Annotated in this window: 8 protein-coding genes; 5 read left to right on the forward strand and 3 right to left on the reverse strand. The window is 41.5% G+C overall.

Annotated features, from left to right (window positions below; all coding sequences use genetic code 11):
• Positions 1–227: 227 nt before the first annotated feature.
• From gldF to IQ13_RS11215, 5 genes are read left to right on the forward strand one after another with little or no spacing between them, the layout of a single operon-like run.
• The gene (gene gldF, locus IQ13_RS11195; protein WP_144886464.1) at positions 228–950 is read left to right on the forward strand and encodes a gliding motility-associated ABC transporter permease subunit GldF; all 723 of its coding nucleotides are present in this window, start codon (positions 228–230) and stop codon (positions 948–950) included.
• Between the two features lie 6 nt (positions 951–956).
• Positions 957–2789 carry a gliding motility-associated ABC transporter substrate-binding protein GldG gene (gene gldG / locus IQ13_RS11200; RefSeq protein ID WP_144886465.1) on the forward strand — a complete coding sequence of 611 codons (1833 nt, stop codon included), beginning with the start codon at positions 957–959 and terminating at the stop codon, positions 2787–2789.
• A gap of 28 nt (positions 2790–2817) precedes the next feature.
• Positions 2818–3786, forward strand: a complete 969-nt coding sequence (locus IQ13_RS11205; protein ID WP_144886466.1) for a TerC/Alx family metal homeostasis membrane protein — start codon at positions 2818–2820, stop codon at positions 3784–3786.
• Positions 3787–3798: 12 nt separating this feature from the next.
• Positions 3799–6261 (forward strand): bifunctional UDP-N-acetylmuramoyl-tripeptide:D-alanyl-D-alanine ligase/alanine racemase, encoded by a 2463-nt coding sequence (locus tag IQ13_RS11210; RefSeq protein ID WP_144886467.1) that lies wholly within the window; start codon positions 3799–3801, stop codon positions 6259–6261.
• Positions 6262–6320: 59 nt separating this feature from the next.
• The gene (locus tag IQ13_RS11215) at positions 6321–7025 is read left to right on the forward strand and encodes a lipoprotein signal peptidase (protein ID WP_144886468.1); all 705 of its coding nucleotides are present in this window, start codon (positions 6321–6323) and stop codon (positions 7023–7025) included.
• Positions 7026–7048: 23 nt separating this feature from the next.
• Here IQ13_RS11215 and IQ13_RS11220 read toward each other — a convergent pair whose 3' ends face one another.
• From IQ13_RS11220 to IQ13_RS11230, 3 genes are all read right to left on the reverse strand, one after another.
• Positions 7049–9397: a T9SS type A sorting domain-containing protein gene (locus IQ13_RS11220; protein ID WP_144886469.1), complete on the reverse strand. Its 2349-nt coding sequence runs from the start codon at positions 9395–9397 to the stop codon at positions 7049–7051.
• A 224-nt stretch (positions 9398–9621) separates the two neighbouring features.
• Positions 9622–13248, reverse strand: coding sequence for a T9SS type A sorting domain-containing protein (locus IQ13_RS11225; protein WP_144886470.1), 3627 nt, complete (start codon positions 13246–13248; stop codon positions 9622–9624).
• Between the two features lie 393 nt (positions 13249–13641).
• Positions 13642–17028, reverse strand: a complete 3387-nt coding sequence (locus tag IQ13_RS11230) for a T9SS type A sorting domain-containing protein (protein ID WP_144886471.1) — start codon at positions 17026–17028, stop codon at positions 13642–13644.
• Positions 17029–17114: the final 86 nt, after the last annotated feature.

The raw sequence follows: 17114 nt of genomic DNA on the forward strand, positions 1-17114 counted from the left end.
TTATTTATGGTTAGCTTCTTACAGGTAGGTAATGACGGCTTTTCAAAGGAGTTACGAAAGATAATATTTCAAATCAGATCGTCATAGCAATTCCTACTTTTTTTGTCAGGTCCAAACCAACTATTGCAGGTAAAGAAATGCTGCTAAACCTGTGTATCTAAAAGGAAAGCCAAAAGCCCGGGATCTGCTCTGCTTCGTCTGCTTTATTCCGTTATTTTTGCAACTCTATGTGGGCCATTTGCAAAAAAGAATTCCGCCAGTTTTTCAGCAATCTTACGGGGTACATCACCATCATTCTGTTTTTACTGTTGAACGGTTTGTTCCTCTTTGTCTTTTCGAGCTTTAACATACTCGACTATGGTTATGCCACGCTGGAAAACTTTTTTAGCCTTGCACCTTACATCTTGCTGTTACTCATTCCTGCTGTAACCATGCGCCTGTTCCCCGACGAAAAACGGGCTGGCACCTTAGAAATACTCTTTACCAGGCCGCTTACTGCAAGACAAATTGTAATGGGCAAATTCATTGCTTCGTTGATCGTTGTACTGATTGCGTTACTGCCCACACTCACCTATCTCTTTACCATTAAAGCCATGAGTGCCGAAGGAACAGTGCTGGACATGGGCGGCATTACCGGCTCCTACATTGGTTTACTTTTTTTATCGGCAGCGTTTACAGCTATTGGTTTGTGCAGCAGCAGTTTTACCGACAACCCGGTTGTAGCCTTTTTGCTGAGTGCGTTTTTATGCTTTGCATTGTACAGCGGCTTTGGTGCATTGAGTAAGCTGGTTGGCACCGGCGCAGATTATATTGTTGAAACGATTGGTATGGAATTTCATTACCGCAGTTTATCGAAAGGTGTAATCGACAGTCGTGATTTGATTTATTTCCTCAGCATCATTTGCTTTACTTTATTCATCACCATTCAACGCATCGGCCGAAAAAACTAAGCAGTAATGAACAGACTTTTATCTTCGAAATACAGTTGGGCAATTGTACTGTTGGCGTTAATTGTTACCAACTTACTTGCTTCTTCGCTGCGTACACGTTGGGATCTTACTGCCGAACAGCGCTATTCACTTTCGCCACAAACAAAAGCGCTGCTTAAGAATATTGATACCACTATAGAAGTGGATGTTTTTCTGAAAGGCGATTTTCGTTCTTCGTTCCGTAAGCTGCGCAACAGCACCAACGATTTGCTGAATGAAATGAAAGAATTCAGTCGTGGTAAACTGCAGATCAACTATAAGTCGGTTGATGAGATGTTTAATGATGAGGCAAAGAACTTCATGTTTACAGAGGTAGTAAAAGAATTGCAGATGAACGGGGTGAATGTAGACAGTCTTATGCAAACGAAAGCAAATTTTCGTGAAGAAGTAATTCAGCAGATGATGGCCGATTCCTTGAAAGCGTTGGGTATTTTACCCTACACACTGGAAGTGCAGGAAAAAGAAGAAGCCAAAACACAACGTGTTATTTATCCATCGGCGTTGGTGCGTAAAGGAGGTCGAGTTATTTCAATAGATCTGTTGAGTGGCAAAACAGAATACAGCCGTGATCCGTTAACGGGAAGTTTGGTTACCGACGAAGCCAAAAGCATCAGCAATGCAGAAGCCTTACTGGAGTTTAAGTTTGCCGATGCCATTGAAAAAATTCAGCGTAAGCAAAAACCGTTTATCGGCTACCTTACCGGCAATGGCGAACCAATGGGCCCCGAAACATTTGACCTTGTCCAAACACTGGATGCCGATTATCAGTTCCGCATTGTTGATCCTTCTAAAACAACGGTTATACCCAAAGAATTATCTGCAATTCTTATTGTAAAACCTTCCATTGGTTTTTCTGATTCTGTAAAGATGAAGATCGATCAATACGTTATGCAGGGTGGTAAAGTATTGTGGTTTCTAGATATGTTGCATGCAGAAAAAGACAGCCTTGCATTTGTGGCACAAACCCTCGCATACGACCGTGGATTAAACCTGGATGATCTGTTATTCAAATACGGCGTACGCATTAACCGTGATCTGTTACAGGATATGCAATGCGATCTAAGCAAACTGGTGGTAGGTAACGCCGGTGGTCAGCCGCAGTTGGCCGATGTGCCGTTTAACTATTATCCGTTGCTTACCGCAACCGGCAATCATCCTATTACCAAAAACCTCGAGCCGGTATTAACACAGTTTACGAATACACTCGATACGGTTAAAGCAGATGGCATCACCAAAAGTATTTTACTAACCTCCAGCGAAAATGCAAAGTTTGTAAGTACACCCGCTATTGTAAGTTTACAGGAATTACAAACCATCGAAGATCCCAAACTGTATACAAAAAAGAATTTACCTGCAGCTGTTTTACTCGAAGGCCGTTTCAACAGCTTGTATGGCAACAGGGCATCAGCCGAAATGCGCCAGTACTTTACAACAGCTTATGGTTCGTTTAAAACACAAAGTGATGAGCCAACACAACAACTTGTTATTGGCGATGGCGATGCTGTACTAAACAGCTTTACCAAACAGGAGCCTTTTACAATGGGTTACAGCCGTGTACAGGAACGTAGTTTTGCAAACAAAGCTTTTTTACAAAACACACTGGAATACATGACAGGCAATGCGGGCATTGTTGCTTTGCGCAATAAAGATGTAGCATTGCGTTTGCTGAACCCGCAAAAAGTAAGCGAGCAACGTACAATGTGGCAACTCATAAATATTGCTGTACCTGTTTTGTTAGTTATTATCAGTGGCATTTTGTACATGCAATGGCGTAAAAAAACATACAGCAAAAAAGCATAGCAACTCTTTACATCAGAATTATATAAGAATGACTCCAACTCAAATTACGTATCTCGTTTTCGGCATTGTACTGTTGCTGGCTATTGTATTCGATCTTGGTTTATTAAGCAAAAAATCAGCAACACTTACAACAGGCCAGGCCTTAAAACAAACTATCTTCTGGGTTATTCTTGCCCTTGGCTTTGGTGCCTTTATGTGGTACGAAGACGGAAAGCAGGCCGCATTGGAATATGTGAGCGCCTACTTAATGGAGTGGAGCCTCAGTATCGATAACATTTTTGTATTCGTACTCATCTTCAGCTTCTTTAAAGTAAAAGAACAATACATCCCACGTGTACTGCTTATAGGTGTATTGATGGCTATTCTATTCCGTGTGGTGTTTATTACACTGGGTGTTGAACTGGTGAATCGTTTCCATTGGATTCTCTACATCTTTGGTGCATTCCTCGTTTATACCGGTTTTAAAATGTTTACAACCAACCAGGAAGAGGAGTTTGATCCGAAAGAGAGCAGCGTATATCTCTTCCTGAAAAAATTTCTGCCTATTACCATGGAGGATGGACATGGCAAATACCGTATTAAGCAACACGGCAAACCGGTATACACCGCTCTGTTTGTTGTAGTAGTAATGTTGGCAACAACTGATATCGTTTTTGCACTCGATTCTATACCGGCAGTAATGGGTATTGTTGATCGTAAGAGCGATCATGCTGCATTGGTAATCTATACATCCAATGTATTTGCGGTGCTGGGTTTACGTTCCTTGTTCTTCCTGTTGCGTGGTGCAGTAAGCAAATTCGATTTTCTGCAACAAGGCATTGCCATTGTACTGGTGTTCATCGGTATTAAAATGCTGGGCGAAGAATTGATTGGTACTGTTATCGACAAACCCAGCCAGGTAATTCTGTCGTTAGTAGTTATTGTTGCTTGTATCGGCGGATCAATTTTGTATTCCATCTATCATAAAAAGAAAGGTACACCGCCTAACAGACCATAACATTTATTGTGTATGCTTCATTATAACATTCAACTTGTTGCCGAAATTATGCAGGCCCGCATTGTACAGCAGGCTGCGGGTAACAGTTATGTTGAGCATTTACTCATCGATAGCCGTCGTGTTATTCATCCTACTGCTGCATTGTTCTTTGCAATAACAACCAACCGGAGAGATGGACATGATTTTATTAAAGAAGCTTACAACAAAGGTGTTCGTTGTTTTGCTATACAAAAAGAAATCGACACCAGGCTTTTTCCTGAAGCATCATTTTTACTTGTTACAGATACATTAAAAGCACTACAGCAACTGGCGGCCTATCATCGCAGAAGGTTTGCTATTCCTGTAATTGGCATTACCGGCAGTAACGGAAAAACAATTGTGAAAGAATGGCTGTATCAATTGCTGAACGAGCACTACAGCATTGTACGTAGTCCCAAAAGCTATAACTCGCAGGTAGGTGTGCCTTTAAGTGTATGGCAAATGCAACCTCAACATACATTGGCCATTTTTGAAGCGGGTATTTCGCAGAAGCATGAAATGGAAGCGCTGCAACAAATCATTGCTCCAACAATCGGCATACTAACCAATATTGGCGAAGCGCACGCAGAAGGGTTTGCTGATGCTGCAGAAAAACTCAATGAAAAACAAAAGCTTTTTTCGTCTGCAGAAACAGTTATCTTTTCAACAGAAAAACTGCAACCGCTTTCTCTTAATAATATTGCAGTTTACAGCTGGGGGTTTGCTGCAGGTAACCCGCTTGTTATACAAACAATCAACAAGCACTTATCAGAAACTACCATTACGTTCAGTGCCGGTGTAACTACAAATAGCATTACCATTCCTTTTGTTGATGATGCGTCTATTGAAAATGCGATTACCTGTTTGGCTGTTTGCATGTACTTACAAGTGCCTTTGCAACGTGTTCAGGAAAAATTTTTACAGCTGCGCCCTGTAAGTCTTCGATTGGAATTAAAAAGCGGCATTCACAATACAACCATCATCAACGACAGTTACAGTGCCGATTTGAGTTCACTCACCATTGCACTCAACATGCTGCAACAGCAAGGGCAGCACGTACAACGCACGGTCATTTTATCCGACTTTCAGTTAACAGCTGAGCAGGAAGTTGCTACTTATCGCTCCATTGCAGAGTTATTACAGCAACATCATGTACAACGTTTGCTTACAGTTGGGCCACGTACTAAAGCATTACTCGTTCCGCAACTGAGTGCTGCCATCAGCAGCATGAGTTTCGATAGCACTGCTGCGTTGGAGCAACAGATCGACAGTATTCCTTTTCAAAATGAAACCATTTTACTCAAAGGCGCACGTGTATTTGAACTGGACAGTATTGCACAACTGCTCGAACAAAAAACACATCAGACTGTACTCGAAATAAACCTGAGCGCCATTACTCGCAACATCCGTGCACACCAGCAATTGTTGAAGCCATCAACGAAAATCATGGCAATGGTGAAAGCTTTTTCCTACGGCAGCGGCAGTTACGAAATTGCGAATCTGCTGCAGTTTATGAAAGCAGACTACCTGGCTGTAGCGTTTACAGATGAAGGTGTGGCCTTGCGTAAAGCGGGCATCAGCTTACCAATTATGGTAATGAATCCAGAACCGGTTACGTTTGATGCGTTGATTGATTACAATCTTGAACCAGAATTATTTTCGTTTTCTATACTCCATGCGTTCGAAAGCTTTCTCGAAAAAGAAGGCATCAACAGCTATCCGGTACACATTAAAATCGATACCGGTATGCATCGGCTTGGCTTTATGCCGTCGGAGTTGCAAGAACTGGTTGCTGTACTAACCCGTCAACCCATTTTCAGTGTACAATCGGTGTTCAGCCATTTAGCTGCGAGTGAAGATCCTTCAGAAGATGCGTTTACTTTACAACAAGCCAGCTTGTTTGATGATGCCTGCCGTTATCTTGAAACATCGCTGGGTTATTCATTCCTGAAACATCTCGATAATTCAAGTGGCACTATCCGTCACCCGCAATTACAATACGATATGGTACGGCTGGGCATTGGCATGTATGGTATCAGTCCTGCAGCAGTTAAATTACAGCTGGAAGAAGCACTCACGCTTAAAACAACCATCGCACAAATTAAACAGCTGCAACCTGGCGAAACAGTTGGTTATAATCGTCGTGGTATTATTACAAAGCCATCTGTTATTGCAACCGTCCGCATTGGTTATGCCGACGGCTATCCACGCAACTTAGGTAACGGTATTGGGCACATGCTGGTACACGGACAAAAAGCACCTGTTATTGGAACTGTATGTATGGATATGACGATGTTGGATATAACTGACCTTACTGATGTGAAAGAAGGTGATGAAGTAATTGTGTTTGGTCCGCAGCTATCGGTTACAACGGTAGCTAAACAAAGCGGCACCATCGCTTATGAGGTGATGACGGGTATTAACCAACGGGTAAAGAGGGTTTATTTTGAAGAATAAGCCAGCTTCAGCTCCTTGTTTTCAACTCCCTATCTTTGTCAACTAAAAAATTCAAATTCGTGAGACTTCGCTACGTAATTTTTATCATTCTGATTATTCTTTTTGCAGATCAAGGTTTAAAAATCTGGATCAAAACAAACATGCTCTACCAGGATGAGAAGTTCATTCTTGGCCGCTGGTTCCGTTTATACTTTATCGAAAATGCAGGCATGGCTTATGGCTGGAAGCTGGGCAATAGCGAGTGGGCAAAAATGGCATTAACGCTTTTCCGCCTGGGTGCTGTTATTTTCGGCAGTTGGTATCTGGTAAAAATTGTAAAGCAGAACTACCACAAAGGGTTTATAATCTGTGCAGCTTTAATTTATGCAGGCGCATTGGGCAACCTCATCGACAGTTTGTTTTATGGAATGATCTTCGATAAAGGCATGGTGTATAATGCAGCGACAGACAGTTATTTTGGTTATGATGGTTTAGCCAAAGCAACAGGTAAAGGTTATTCATCTTTTCTGCACGGGCATGTAGTTGATATGCTTTATTTCCCTATCATTGAAAATAAAATTTTACCTGATTGGATTCCTGTTTGGGGCGGCAAGCCGTTTACTTTCTTTCAGGCTATTTTTAATATTGCCGATGCATCAATTTCAACCGGTGTTATTACAATCCTGTTATTTCAAAAACGTTTTTTCAAACATCGTAACGAAGAAGAAACAACTACTACCGTTGAAACTGATTCGGAAACAGGAGACGATGCACAGGTGATGTAATAATCAGCATAGCCATTAAGCTATTACCCTTTTTTTACTTGCTTATTGATTACTCCTAAACTTGTTTGCAGTCGAAGAATATAAATTCCGCTTTGCAAAACAGGCAAATTATTTAACTGTAACCGGTTTATACCTGTTGCAACGTTTTCATTTTTTGCATACACTACTTTGCCCACAGCATCAATCAACTGTATTGTTACAATTTCTTTGCCTGGCGATTGCAAATCAAACCGAAGTTGTTCTGCAAATGGATTCACCAAAGAAGTGAGCATAAATTCTTCCTGGCCTTTTTCTGTAAGTGTAACAGTGGCGCTTATTTTTTCTGCACCTGCTTCCGGTATCATTCTTATGCGGTAGTAGTTCTTGCCATTTACCGGATTGGGATCAACAAACCGATATATTTGCCAGGAACCTGCTGTACCGTTTAGCTGACCAATTGCCGTAAAATGCCTCCCATCTGTACTATGTTCAATTGTAAACTTGTAGCTCCCTCTTTCTGCAAATGCATTCCACTGCAGTACAGCTTTGTTTTGCACAAGCTGAACCTGTTCGTTTTTCATTTGCATATTCAAAATATCACAAGAGGTATTTACATCAATCGTAATAATATCTACTGCATTATAAACAGCACAACTGCCCGATGTTAAATTGGAAGAAGTGGTTGCCACACGAATTCTGTATTTATATCCATCATAAGCAGGTGTTGATATAAAAGATGGCAAGAATGCTGTATCTCTGAATTCTCCTCCGAAATTGGTAAAGCTGAATGTTTGCATGCCGGGTAACTCGGGTGCCGATGCCCAAGTGGTACCACCATTTGTACTGCGTTCCCATTGGTAGTAAAGATAATTGTCGAAGTAAGTTGATACTGCAACCGAAATATCTACCTGGTTATTGATGCAATAGGTAGGTGTATTGGTCGGACGCATGGTTAACGCTGGCAAACAGGTTGCAAATGCAATATCATCCATTGCCCAATCGTTGCCACCACCACCGGGCGCATTGTTTTTAATAGAAATGGTGAGCGATGTTTGTCCCGCTGCTGTTTTAAACACAAAACCTTTTTTTACCCACTCACCCCAAGGCGATGCATAATCGATATTACCTGTTGTATAATAATCTACTCCGTTGATCTGAAACGTAAGATTCGGTTTTACTCCTGAAGAATCACCTGCAGCTGTGGGAATATAACCGGCAGGCACGCTCGTACCTGAAGCGTTATTTCCGAGGCTGTCACTGCCGCAACGTTTGCAAACGTTTCTGAACCAAGCCGAAAATTCGTAGTAAGTCTCTTCGCATAAACCCGAAATTGTTTGGTTATTGGCAACACTTAACTGCAAGGCAGAATTTACAACCAACATGTAACCACCGGTTGCTCCTGAAGCAGCAGGTGGATTTCCGGTAACAGGATTTGCTGCATTGGTATGATCACCAATAATATCCCAAACACCAAAAACACGATTGCCGGAAGTTGTATTGGGCCTGGCCACATAAGGATCTGTCAATTGATTCGGACTTAAGTTTTTAATAACACTATAACTGCCATCGCCGGGAAAACTGGCTGTAATATTTCCAAACACATACCCCGGCACTGCAGCCCCGGGATTAGCCCCATTTTGATTAGTGCCTGAACTGAAATCGCCATTACCTGCAGAAATGGTATTAGAACCGGTAGCATTGCTGCACAACCCATAATTGGGGTACACAATAAACATTAAATTATTCGGTACTGCTGTCAATTGATCGGACCCAGCACCTGCACCAATTACTCTTCGGTATCTTACATTACCTGGGCCATAAGTAATGATTGTATTGTATGGAGTTGAGATATCAACGGTTACTCTGTACGAGATAATCAATAGCATACCATTACCGAAAGTTCCTCCGCCCGCTCTTGGCCGGTGCGTACTACGGTTAAAATATCCACCACCTTCAGTTGTATCTGTAGATGTACTATTTACATTGCCAACTGCAAAAGAATAACCACTATTTACTGTATCTCTTCCAAGATTAAAACGAATTGTTTTATTGGCGCTGTTGTACATTGCCGGATCGTCACCTGCAGCATCGGTATAAGCTTTGTATTGCTTGCCCTCGTTGGTAAGTAACTTTAATGAATTACTTACATAAGTAAGATTAGAGGGGATAGTATCGTTGTATCTTGTTCGGTAGATGTAACTGCTGCTGCCACTATAAACAAAAAAGGACAAGCGTATTTCAAGTACATCACCGGGTACAACTGTACCACCTGATGGTCTTGTAATGTTTACAAAGCTCTTTCCAACAAGAACGTTGGCTTGAGCATTTACGAATTGATTACTAAAACAGCACAGGAAGAAAAAGCTTGCCAGTAAAGGACATCTTCTCTTCATAAGAATTGGATTACGTACAGTTTACAGTTATGTGTAAACCGAAAAGCAAATTAGCAATTGCATCCAGAAAGAAGTAGTAAACCAAACTGTTTTGACGAATACTAAGTAGTAACATTTATCCCAACCAAAAACAACCCTTGTATAATAAACTAGTGAATACCTTAAATGCAAACGGGCAAGCCTGCCTTTAGCAGAATTGCCCGTTTATTAGCAACCGTTTAAAATTATTGTTTTTGAATAATTTTGTTAATTGAACCCGAAGCAGATACAATACGCAGCAAATATGATCCTTTTGCTAAGTACTGCGGTACATTAAGCGAAATAGCATTCACTCCTTTATTAACTGTTACTTTTTTGTGTGCAACCGGTTTGCCCAGCGCATCCATCAACATCAATTCTACTTCCTCGTTTCGATAAGCACTTAGCTGAAAGTTTACCTGGCTGGAAAAAGGATTAACAAGATTGCTTATCTCCAACTGGTTTGTGCGTAACAACGTAACAGAAAGTGTATTACTGTATTTATTATTGCCACTTACTTTGCCCTCCATTTTTAAACGGTAGTACATTTTACCTGAAACAGGCGTAGGGTCCATGAAAGTGTAGTTTGTTTCGTCTCCTGTAAGTGCTTTTGCCTTGACAAACCCAATCGTAGTAAAGTGTATACCATCCTTACTGCTTTCAATTTCATAACCATTGAGGTTTTCGTTCTTTACAGACCATGAGAGAAACGCAGTTTCATTTTGCAACTGCACATTAAACTTCAATAAATCGGCAGGCAACACACTACAGCTTAACGGATTTGCTACGTTAATAACGATCACATCATCACTATTAAATACTGCACAAGAATTAGACAAACCGCTTTGCGTTGTTGCAACACGAATACGGTAACGATAGCCGTTTGTTGCAGATGAGGCAATAATAGGCGGATATGCGACTGTATCTCTGTAACCATTCCCCATATTGGTGTAACTAAATGTTTGCGGACCGGTTACTTCCGGCGCTGCCCCCCAAGTATTTCCACCATCCGTACTTCGTTCCCATTCGTAATACTGGTACATGTTATAATACGATTCTACATACACACGCATATCAACCTGGTTGTTTGCACAAAATGTCTGGCTGGCATTTGGTGTCATTTGTAACGTTGGCGAACAGGTTTTAAATGAGATATCATCGATCGCCCAATCATTACCTCCACCACCCGGTGCGTTGTTACGAAGTGTGAGTGTAAAGTTTGTAGTTACAGAATCTGTTTTATAAACAAAGGCTCTGCGAACCCATCTGTTCGCTGAATCAGCCGTTGTTGAAAGTCGGGCAACGCCTGCACTTTGATAGGTTATATCTCCTGTGTTGTAATAATCGAGATTGTTTACCTTAATAGCAATATTTGGCTTTACACCCGATGTATCATTTGCAGCAGTTGGAATATAACTTGTTCCGCTCCATTGCCCCCGTCCCATCGAATCCTGACCACATTTGTAACAAACATTTTTAAACCAGGCAGCCACTTCATAATAGGTATTAGGGCAGGCATTCGCCACATTAAACTGAAATGCAGTATCGGTTTTATACGCTGCATTAAACACCATCATATAACCACAAGGATTTGTTGGACTAACCGGCTGCGATGCATCGCACGGAGGATTACCTCGTGCTTCATCTGTTGCACCGGTATGATCACCACTGATATCCCATACGCCAAACACACGACTTGTATTTGCAGTTGGAATTGGCAACTGTCTGTTTATTTCAGTTCCAACAGATGCAGTATTATTTGTTATACCATAATAGTTATCGTTAGGTGTACCCGATGTAAATGTTTTAAAAACATAATTGGTATTGGCAGAAGGTGTTCTGTTTTGCTGGTTGGTTCCTGTTGCAGTACCAAATGTACCATTATACTCATCGCCAATAACATTTGTTGCGGACACAGCGTTTGGACAAACATCCGGACTGGCATAAACAACAAGACTGTCTTTGGGAAGAGAAATAACGTTGAATGCGCCTGTTGTACGGTCCCGATAGCGGAATGAGCCTCCTCCAAAATTAATTTTGGTACCTTCTGCTCTGTTAACGACCACCCTGTAAGTAGCCATAACCAAATAATTATGGGCAGCAGTCTTAGGATATGTAGGTACAGGCGATAAATCTTGTGAAAGCGTCACTGATCCACCACTGGTAGCACTGGCACCCGTTCCAAAATTCAACCGAATAATTGTATCCGTTCCGGCACCCGCACTCACAGCAAAACCAGCATCATCGCCGGCCGCTTCAGTTCTAACTGAGCCATGTATCTTCCCTTCGTTCGTACGCATGGCTAGTGTACCTGTTTGATAAGCAAACCCGGCTCCCGCTTTTAATGTATCATGAAAACTTAAGCTGTCAACAGGGGTTGTTGCATCCGTACCAGTTATAGAAATAGTTGCCCTGATTTCAAGCACATCTCCTACGGTTATACTTCCACCTCCATTTTGCTTGCTAATGTTTACATAACTTTTGGCAGTTTCAATAGCATAGTTTGATGCAGCATCGGTAACACACAATGAAAATGTCCAGGCACTTGTTGGAGTAGTTGTTTGGTTTGAAAAAACTCGAACGTAATAAGTTGTTCCAATGGTTAATGCGGATGTAGAAATAGTAATCGTTCCTGTACCCGTACTGCAATATAAACTTGTTAAACCCGCACATGTCCCGGAAAGAACCTGTACTGCAGCTACTTTTGCACCAGGATTCCCAGTAGGGATTCCCCCGTTTGTGAATGAAACTGTGGGGTTAGTAGATTGTGCCACAAAACTGTACCAAACATCAGCTGCACCTGCTACTCCGCAACTTCCACCAAATAATGATCCGGATGATGTTGCCCCATTTAATGTGCCGGCAACAGAAGTACATGTTGTACTGCTTATCAACTGTATTGCGTTAGCACAAGCATCATTCCCCCCACTTTGCTGTACGCAAATATTAAATGCATACGCAGCTGAAGAAATACCAATTGGATTACTTGAAACAAATACACGAACATAATAGGTAGTACCCACTGTTAGTGAGCTTACAGATAAAGGCGAACTTGCTGCACTGCAACCTAACGAAGTAAGCGTGCCGCCGCATAAGCCTGTTGAGCTGCTAAACATCTGTACATAAGTACTCGCACTCGTAAGTGATGAACCAAGACTACTAAGTGTTACTCGCTGAGTCGTAGCTGTTGCAACAAATCTGAACCAAACTTCGTACACTGTTCCACTTACGCTACAGCCTGTTGGGATTGTACCTGTGCTGCTTGTAGCATAGTATAATGTCGAGGACGTATTTGTACATGCAGTTGACGATGTTAATAAGGTGGATCCGCTGCAATCATCATTTGCAGGAGGAGCAACAGGATGTGTAATACAAATATCTGCCTTGTAGTTTCCTGCACCTCCAAATGCACCATATTGTGAAATTCGTACATAGTAAGTTGCGCCAACTGTTAAACCTGTTTGTGTTAACGAAGTATGGGGTGATGATGAGCAAGCTACAGATGTTAAGGACCCGCAGCTGCCGCTATACAATTGAATTCGTGGTGCCGTAATGCGTGTGCCGAGATTACTAAGCGTAATTGTATGCGTAGTGCTTTGTGCAGTAAACGTGAACCAATAATCATTGTACGTTCCTGCTGCTGCACATCCTAAAGGAATGCCTGAGCTGGCCGTTGCACTGCTTAAATTAATATTAGTGTTATTACAGGCTGTTGATGATGTAAGAGCTATTGCAGTTGCACATTCATTTTGAGCAAATGTTTTTGCAAACGGGAGCAAAAAAAACAGCCCAAAGAGAAATACGGAGCGATACAGATTAAATAATAGCTTCATAGTGATTGTTACTTAGGATAATGGAAAACCATTACAAAGCTGCACAATTAATCTTAAAAAAAATATAGCAAATCCTCTAAACTATACCGTAAAAACACGCATCGTAAAAGTCCATATTTACATTTATTTTTTGAGCACAGGATTCATATGGCTAATAGGCTGCCTCAAACCCTTGTAAATTTTAAGGAATGAGGCAGCAAGCCAAACCATGTAGCGTTTATTTTTAACGAGACTGTTTTTTCAAGCTTATGTAATGCAATTAAATACTTGCTTCCAATGGCAAAAACATATTACGCACCATACACAGGCTTTCTTTGTTAGGTATATTTAGTAATAGATATACCCGTAAACAACAAAACATATTTACTTTTTGCAACGTGCAACATTTACTGCTTACTGATTTTTTATTACTATTTTTTGCACGGCTTTTTCGCCTACGATTACTTTAAGAACAAACACACGCCCCTGCAAATGTTCGGGCTGGCGAATAGAAATGATATTAGTTCCTGCTATTACTTGTTGCTGCTGCTCTTTTACCACTCTTCCCGCCATATCAATCAACTGCAATTGCGCCTTTTCGTTCTTGTTACTGTTTACTTCAAGCGTAATCTGGTCGTTAAAGGGGTTTGTCAGCAATCTTACCTCGAACCCGCTTTCAATTGCTTTTACAATTATTACAGCACTATATTTTATACCAACTGCTGTTTCCATTTTAATGCGGTAAAAGTATCGGCTTTGTGTCGGCACATCATCTGTCCAGCTATATTGCTGCTTCAAAGAACCATCCACACTACCCGCTTCAGAAAAAGAAAAACCATTATCACTTCTTTCTATTACATAAACAGTGTTAGGTAATTCTCCAAACACCTCCCACGAAAGCTGCGCATATCTATTACTCAGCTTGCCATTAAAGTTTTTAAATCCGGATGGCAAAACATCGCAGGTAGGATGAACTCCTACAGTAATAACATCGGTAGTATTGTAAGCAGCACAACTGTTGTTTGCCAGATTTGTAATTGTTGTACCTACTCTTATGCGGAATTTATGCCCGCTATTGGATGGATTTGCTATAAAACTTGGATATGCAACCGTATCAACATAATAAGGTGCATTATACGTGTAGCTGAATGATTGTGGATTTGGAGATTGGGGTGCATTGTTCCACGACGATCCATTATCAATACTCCGTTCCCAGCGGTAATATTGATAGTTATTGTAAAAAGATTGTACCACAACCGACATATCCACTTGTCCATTTTTACAATAAACGGGATTATTAGATGGTCGCATATCTAAACCCGGCAAACAGGTTGCAAACGATATATCGTCCATTACCCAATCGTTTCCGCCACCACCAGGTGCGTTATTTTTAATAGAGATGGTTAATGATGTTTGACCGGGAGCGGTGAGAAATACAAACCCTTTTTTAACCCATTGGCCGTAATTACCAATGTAATCCATGTCTCCCGAAGTGTAATAATCCACTCCATCGATCATAAACGTCAGGTTTGGTTTTACACCCGACGAGTCGCCTGGCGCTGTAGGTATATAACCTGCAGGTACAGATAAATTCGAAGCACCTCTTCCCAAACTATCACTTCCACAACGCTTACACACATTTCTGAACCATGCCGAAAACTCGTAGTATGTATTTTCACAAAGACCTGTAATGGTTTGGTTATTGGCAATACTTAATTGATACGCTGCATTTACAGCCAGCATGTAACCGCTGTTGACACCATTACCAGGCGGCGGATTTCCTGCCAGCGGATCTGCAGCACCTGTATGATCACCGATAATATCCCACACTCTAAAGACCCTGTCAACATTAGGGTTTTCAGGTCGTGCAACATAAGGATTGGTACTTTGGCTTGGGCTAAGATTTTTTACCACACTATACATACCATCGTTTGGCGCTCCAGTTGTTATAGAAAGGTATGTATACCCCGGAACTGCAGCTCCCGGATTGGGTCCATTATGAGCAGTTCCCGATCCAAAATCACCATTTCCTGCGCCTACATTGTTTGCACCGGTAGCATTACCGCACAACCCATAATTGGGATATATGATAAATGAGAGACTATTAGGCGCCAGCGTATAATCGATTGCACCACCTGCATTCAGCATATTACGATAACGCAATGCACCTGGTCCATAATTAATAATTGTATTGTATGGTGTAGATGCATCTACAATTACACGATAGGTTACCAATACAAGCATACCGTTACCACGAGGTGCATGTGTGTTTGAACGAACATATCCGCCACTCGTACTGTCTGTTGCCGTAGAGCTAACAATACCTCTCGGCATATTTGTAGTATCACGACCCAGATTAAAACGAATCGTTCGATCGACACCATTATACATTGCTGCATCATCGCCCCCAGCATCTGTATAAGCCGCATATTGCTTTCCTTCATTTGTCAACAACTTCAATGAGCCTGGTACGTATGTAAGATTTGTTGGCAGTGTATCATTATATCGCAAACGAAAGATATTATTTGTGCCGGCATTGGATACGTTAACAGACACTCTGATTTCGAGTTCATCGCCGGGCACAATTGTTCCCCCGCCGGGACGTGTTATATTGATAAAACTTTTACCCGTTGCCACACTTGCAGGTATTTCGTCTGCTGGAGTAGCAACACAGGTTGTGAAATTTCCCTGCCCGGAACCATTTGCATTGCTATAAACCCGATAATAATAGGTAGCCCCTACAGTAAGCTCATATAATGTGAATGACTCTGTTGCTCCTGTTGTAGTATTTGAGCAAACAATACTTGAGCCACCACATGCAGAAAAAACTTCAATAACAGGATTTGAAAGTGCCGGACTTCCAGTACCTGTGGCGGATATGGTATGAAAATTATTAGTAGCTATAAAGCTAAACCATACATCATCATCGGCGGCGCCGTTACACCCTGCAATTGACTGAGTGGCACCTGTTGTTGTTGCAGTAGTTATTGATGAACAAGTTGCCCCAGTGTTAACTGTTACAGGAGTTGCATAACTACAATTATCGTTAGATAATTCATACCAGCTTATTATACTTTTAACTGTATTTGCAGAAGATGAAGGTGATTGCTGTACATTACCAGTGGCGCCGGCAGAAGACATTATTTTGTATGCTGCTGTATGTGAAATATCAGATCCGGTTGTGTTTCTAACCTGTGTGGCGGAAGATGGAAATGTTGGTTTCGCCCAACCTGCTCCGGTTAAACTTCCCCAAGTGTGCGCCGCATCACTGCTCCAAAAAGCCATCGTAACTGTATTGGGTAAAGATGTTGTAACTCCAGCGATAGACTGCGTTGCAGAATTAGCAGTTGAATTAACCTGAGTTACATTTACACCCCATCTGCTGTTTGAAGTTGAAGGTCTGTACACATACATAACCGCAGTTAAAGGCACACCACTATTGTTTCCACTGTGTGCAACTGCCGGGTTGCCAGACCAAGTGCCATTAAAAACACACCATGCAATAAAATATGTTTGATTGGCTCCATTATTTGTTGTTCCAGCATTCCATGTTTGGCCTGCAGAAGAATTAATCGAAAAAGTACCGCTGTTATTTCTGTAATGCGCATACACAACTACAAGATCACCTGCCTGCATGGAGGCAGGCGGCACTATTGAAACTGCACCATTTCCTCCCTGCGATCCGTTATCGACGGTTGGAGCCGATGAGATTCCAATAAAAGTTTGTGCTTGTGTTTGTAGGTAAGTAGTGCATGTAAATAAGAAAAACAGAATTTTCCTTAGATTAAGATAGTTTGTCATTTGATACGGTTACTGAAAAAATGATAATGGTATACCATTACAAAGGTGGGCTATAAACATTGAGCAAACAATAGTAAATGCTCTAT

The sequence above is a fragment of the Lacibacter cauensis genome, assembly GCF_007830055.1.
In the GTDB taxonomy this organism is placed as follows: domain Bacteria; phylum Bacteroidota; class Bacteroidia; order Chitinophagales; family Chitinophagaceae; genus Lacibacter; species Lacibacter cauensis.

What these genes read in the sequence shown, in the direction of transcription:
- gldF (WP_144886464.1), top strand. Translation starts at nt 228, where the DNA reads ATGTGGGCCATTTGCAAAAAAGAATTCCGCCAGTTTTTCAGCAATCTT.
- IQ13_RS11225 (WP_144886470.1), bottom strand. Translation starts at nt 13,248, where the DNA reads ATGAAGCTATTATTTAATCTGTATCGCTCCGTATTTCTCTTTGGGCTG.
- IQ13_RS11205 (WP_144886466.1), top strand. Translation starts at nt 2,818, where the DNA reads ATGACTCCAACTCAAATTACGTATCTCGTTTTCGGCATTGTACTGTTG.
- IQ13_RS11230 (WP_144886471.1), bottom strand. Translation starts at nt 17,028, where the DNA reads ATGACAAACTATCTTAATCTAAGGAAAATTCTGTTTTTCTTATTTACA.
- IQ13_RS11210 (WP_144886467.1), top strand. Translation starts at nt 3,799, where the DNA reads ATGCTTCATTATAACATTCAACTTGTTGCCGAAATTATGCAGGCCCGC.
- gldG (WP_144886465.1), top strand. Translation starts at nt 957, where the DNA reads ATGAACAGACTTTTATCTTCGAAATACAGTTGGGCAATTGTACTGTTG.
- IQ13_RS11220 (WP_144886469.1), bottom strand. Translation starts at nt 9,397, where the DNA reads ATGAAGAGAAGATGTCCTTTACTGGCAAGCTTTTTCTTCCTGTGCTGT.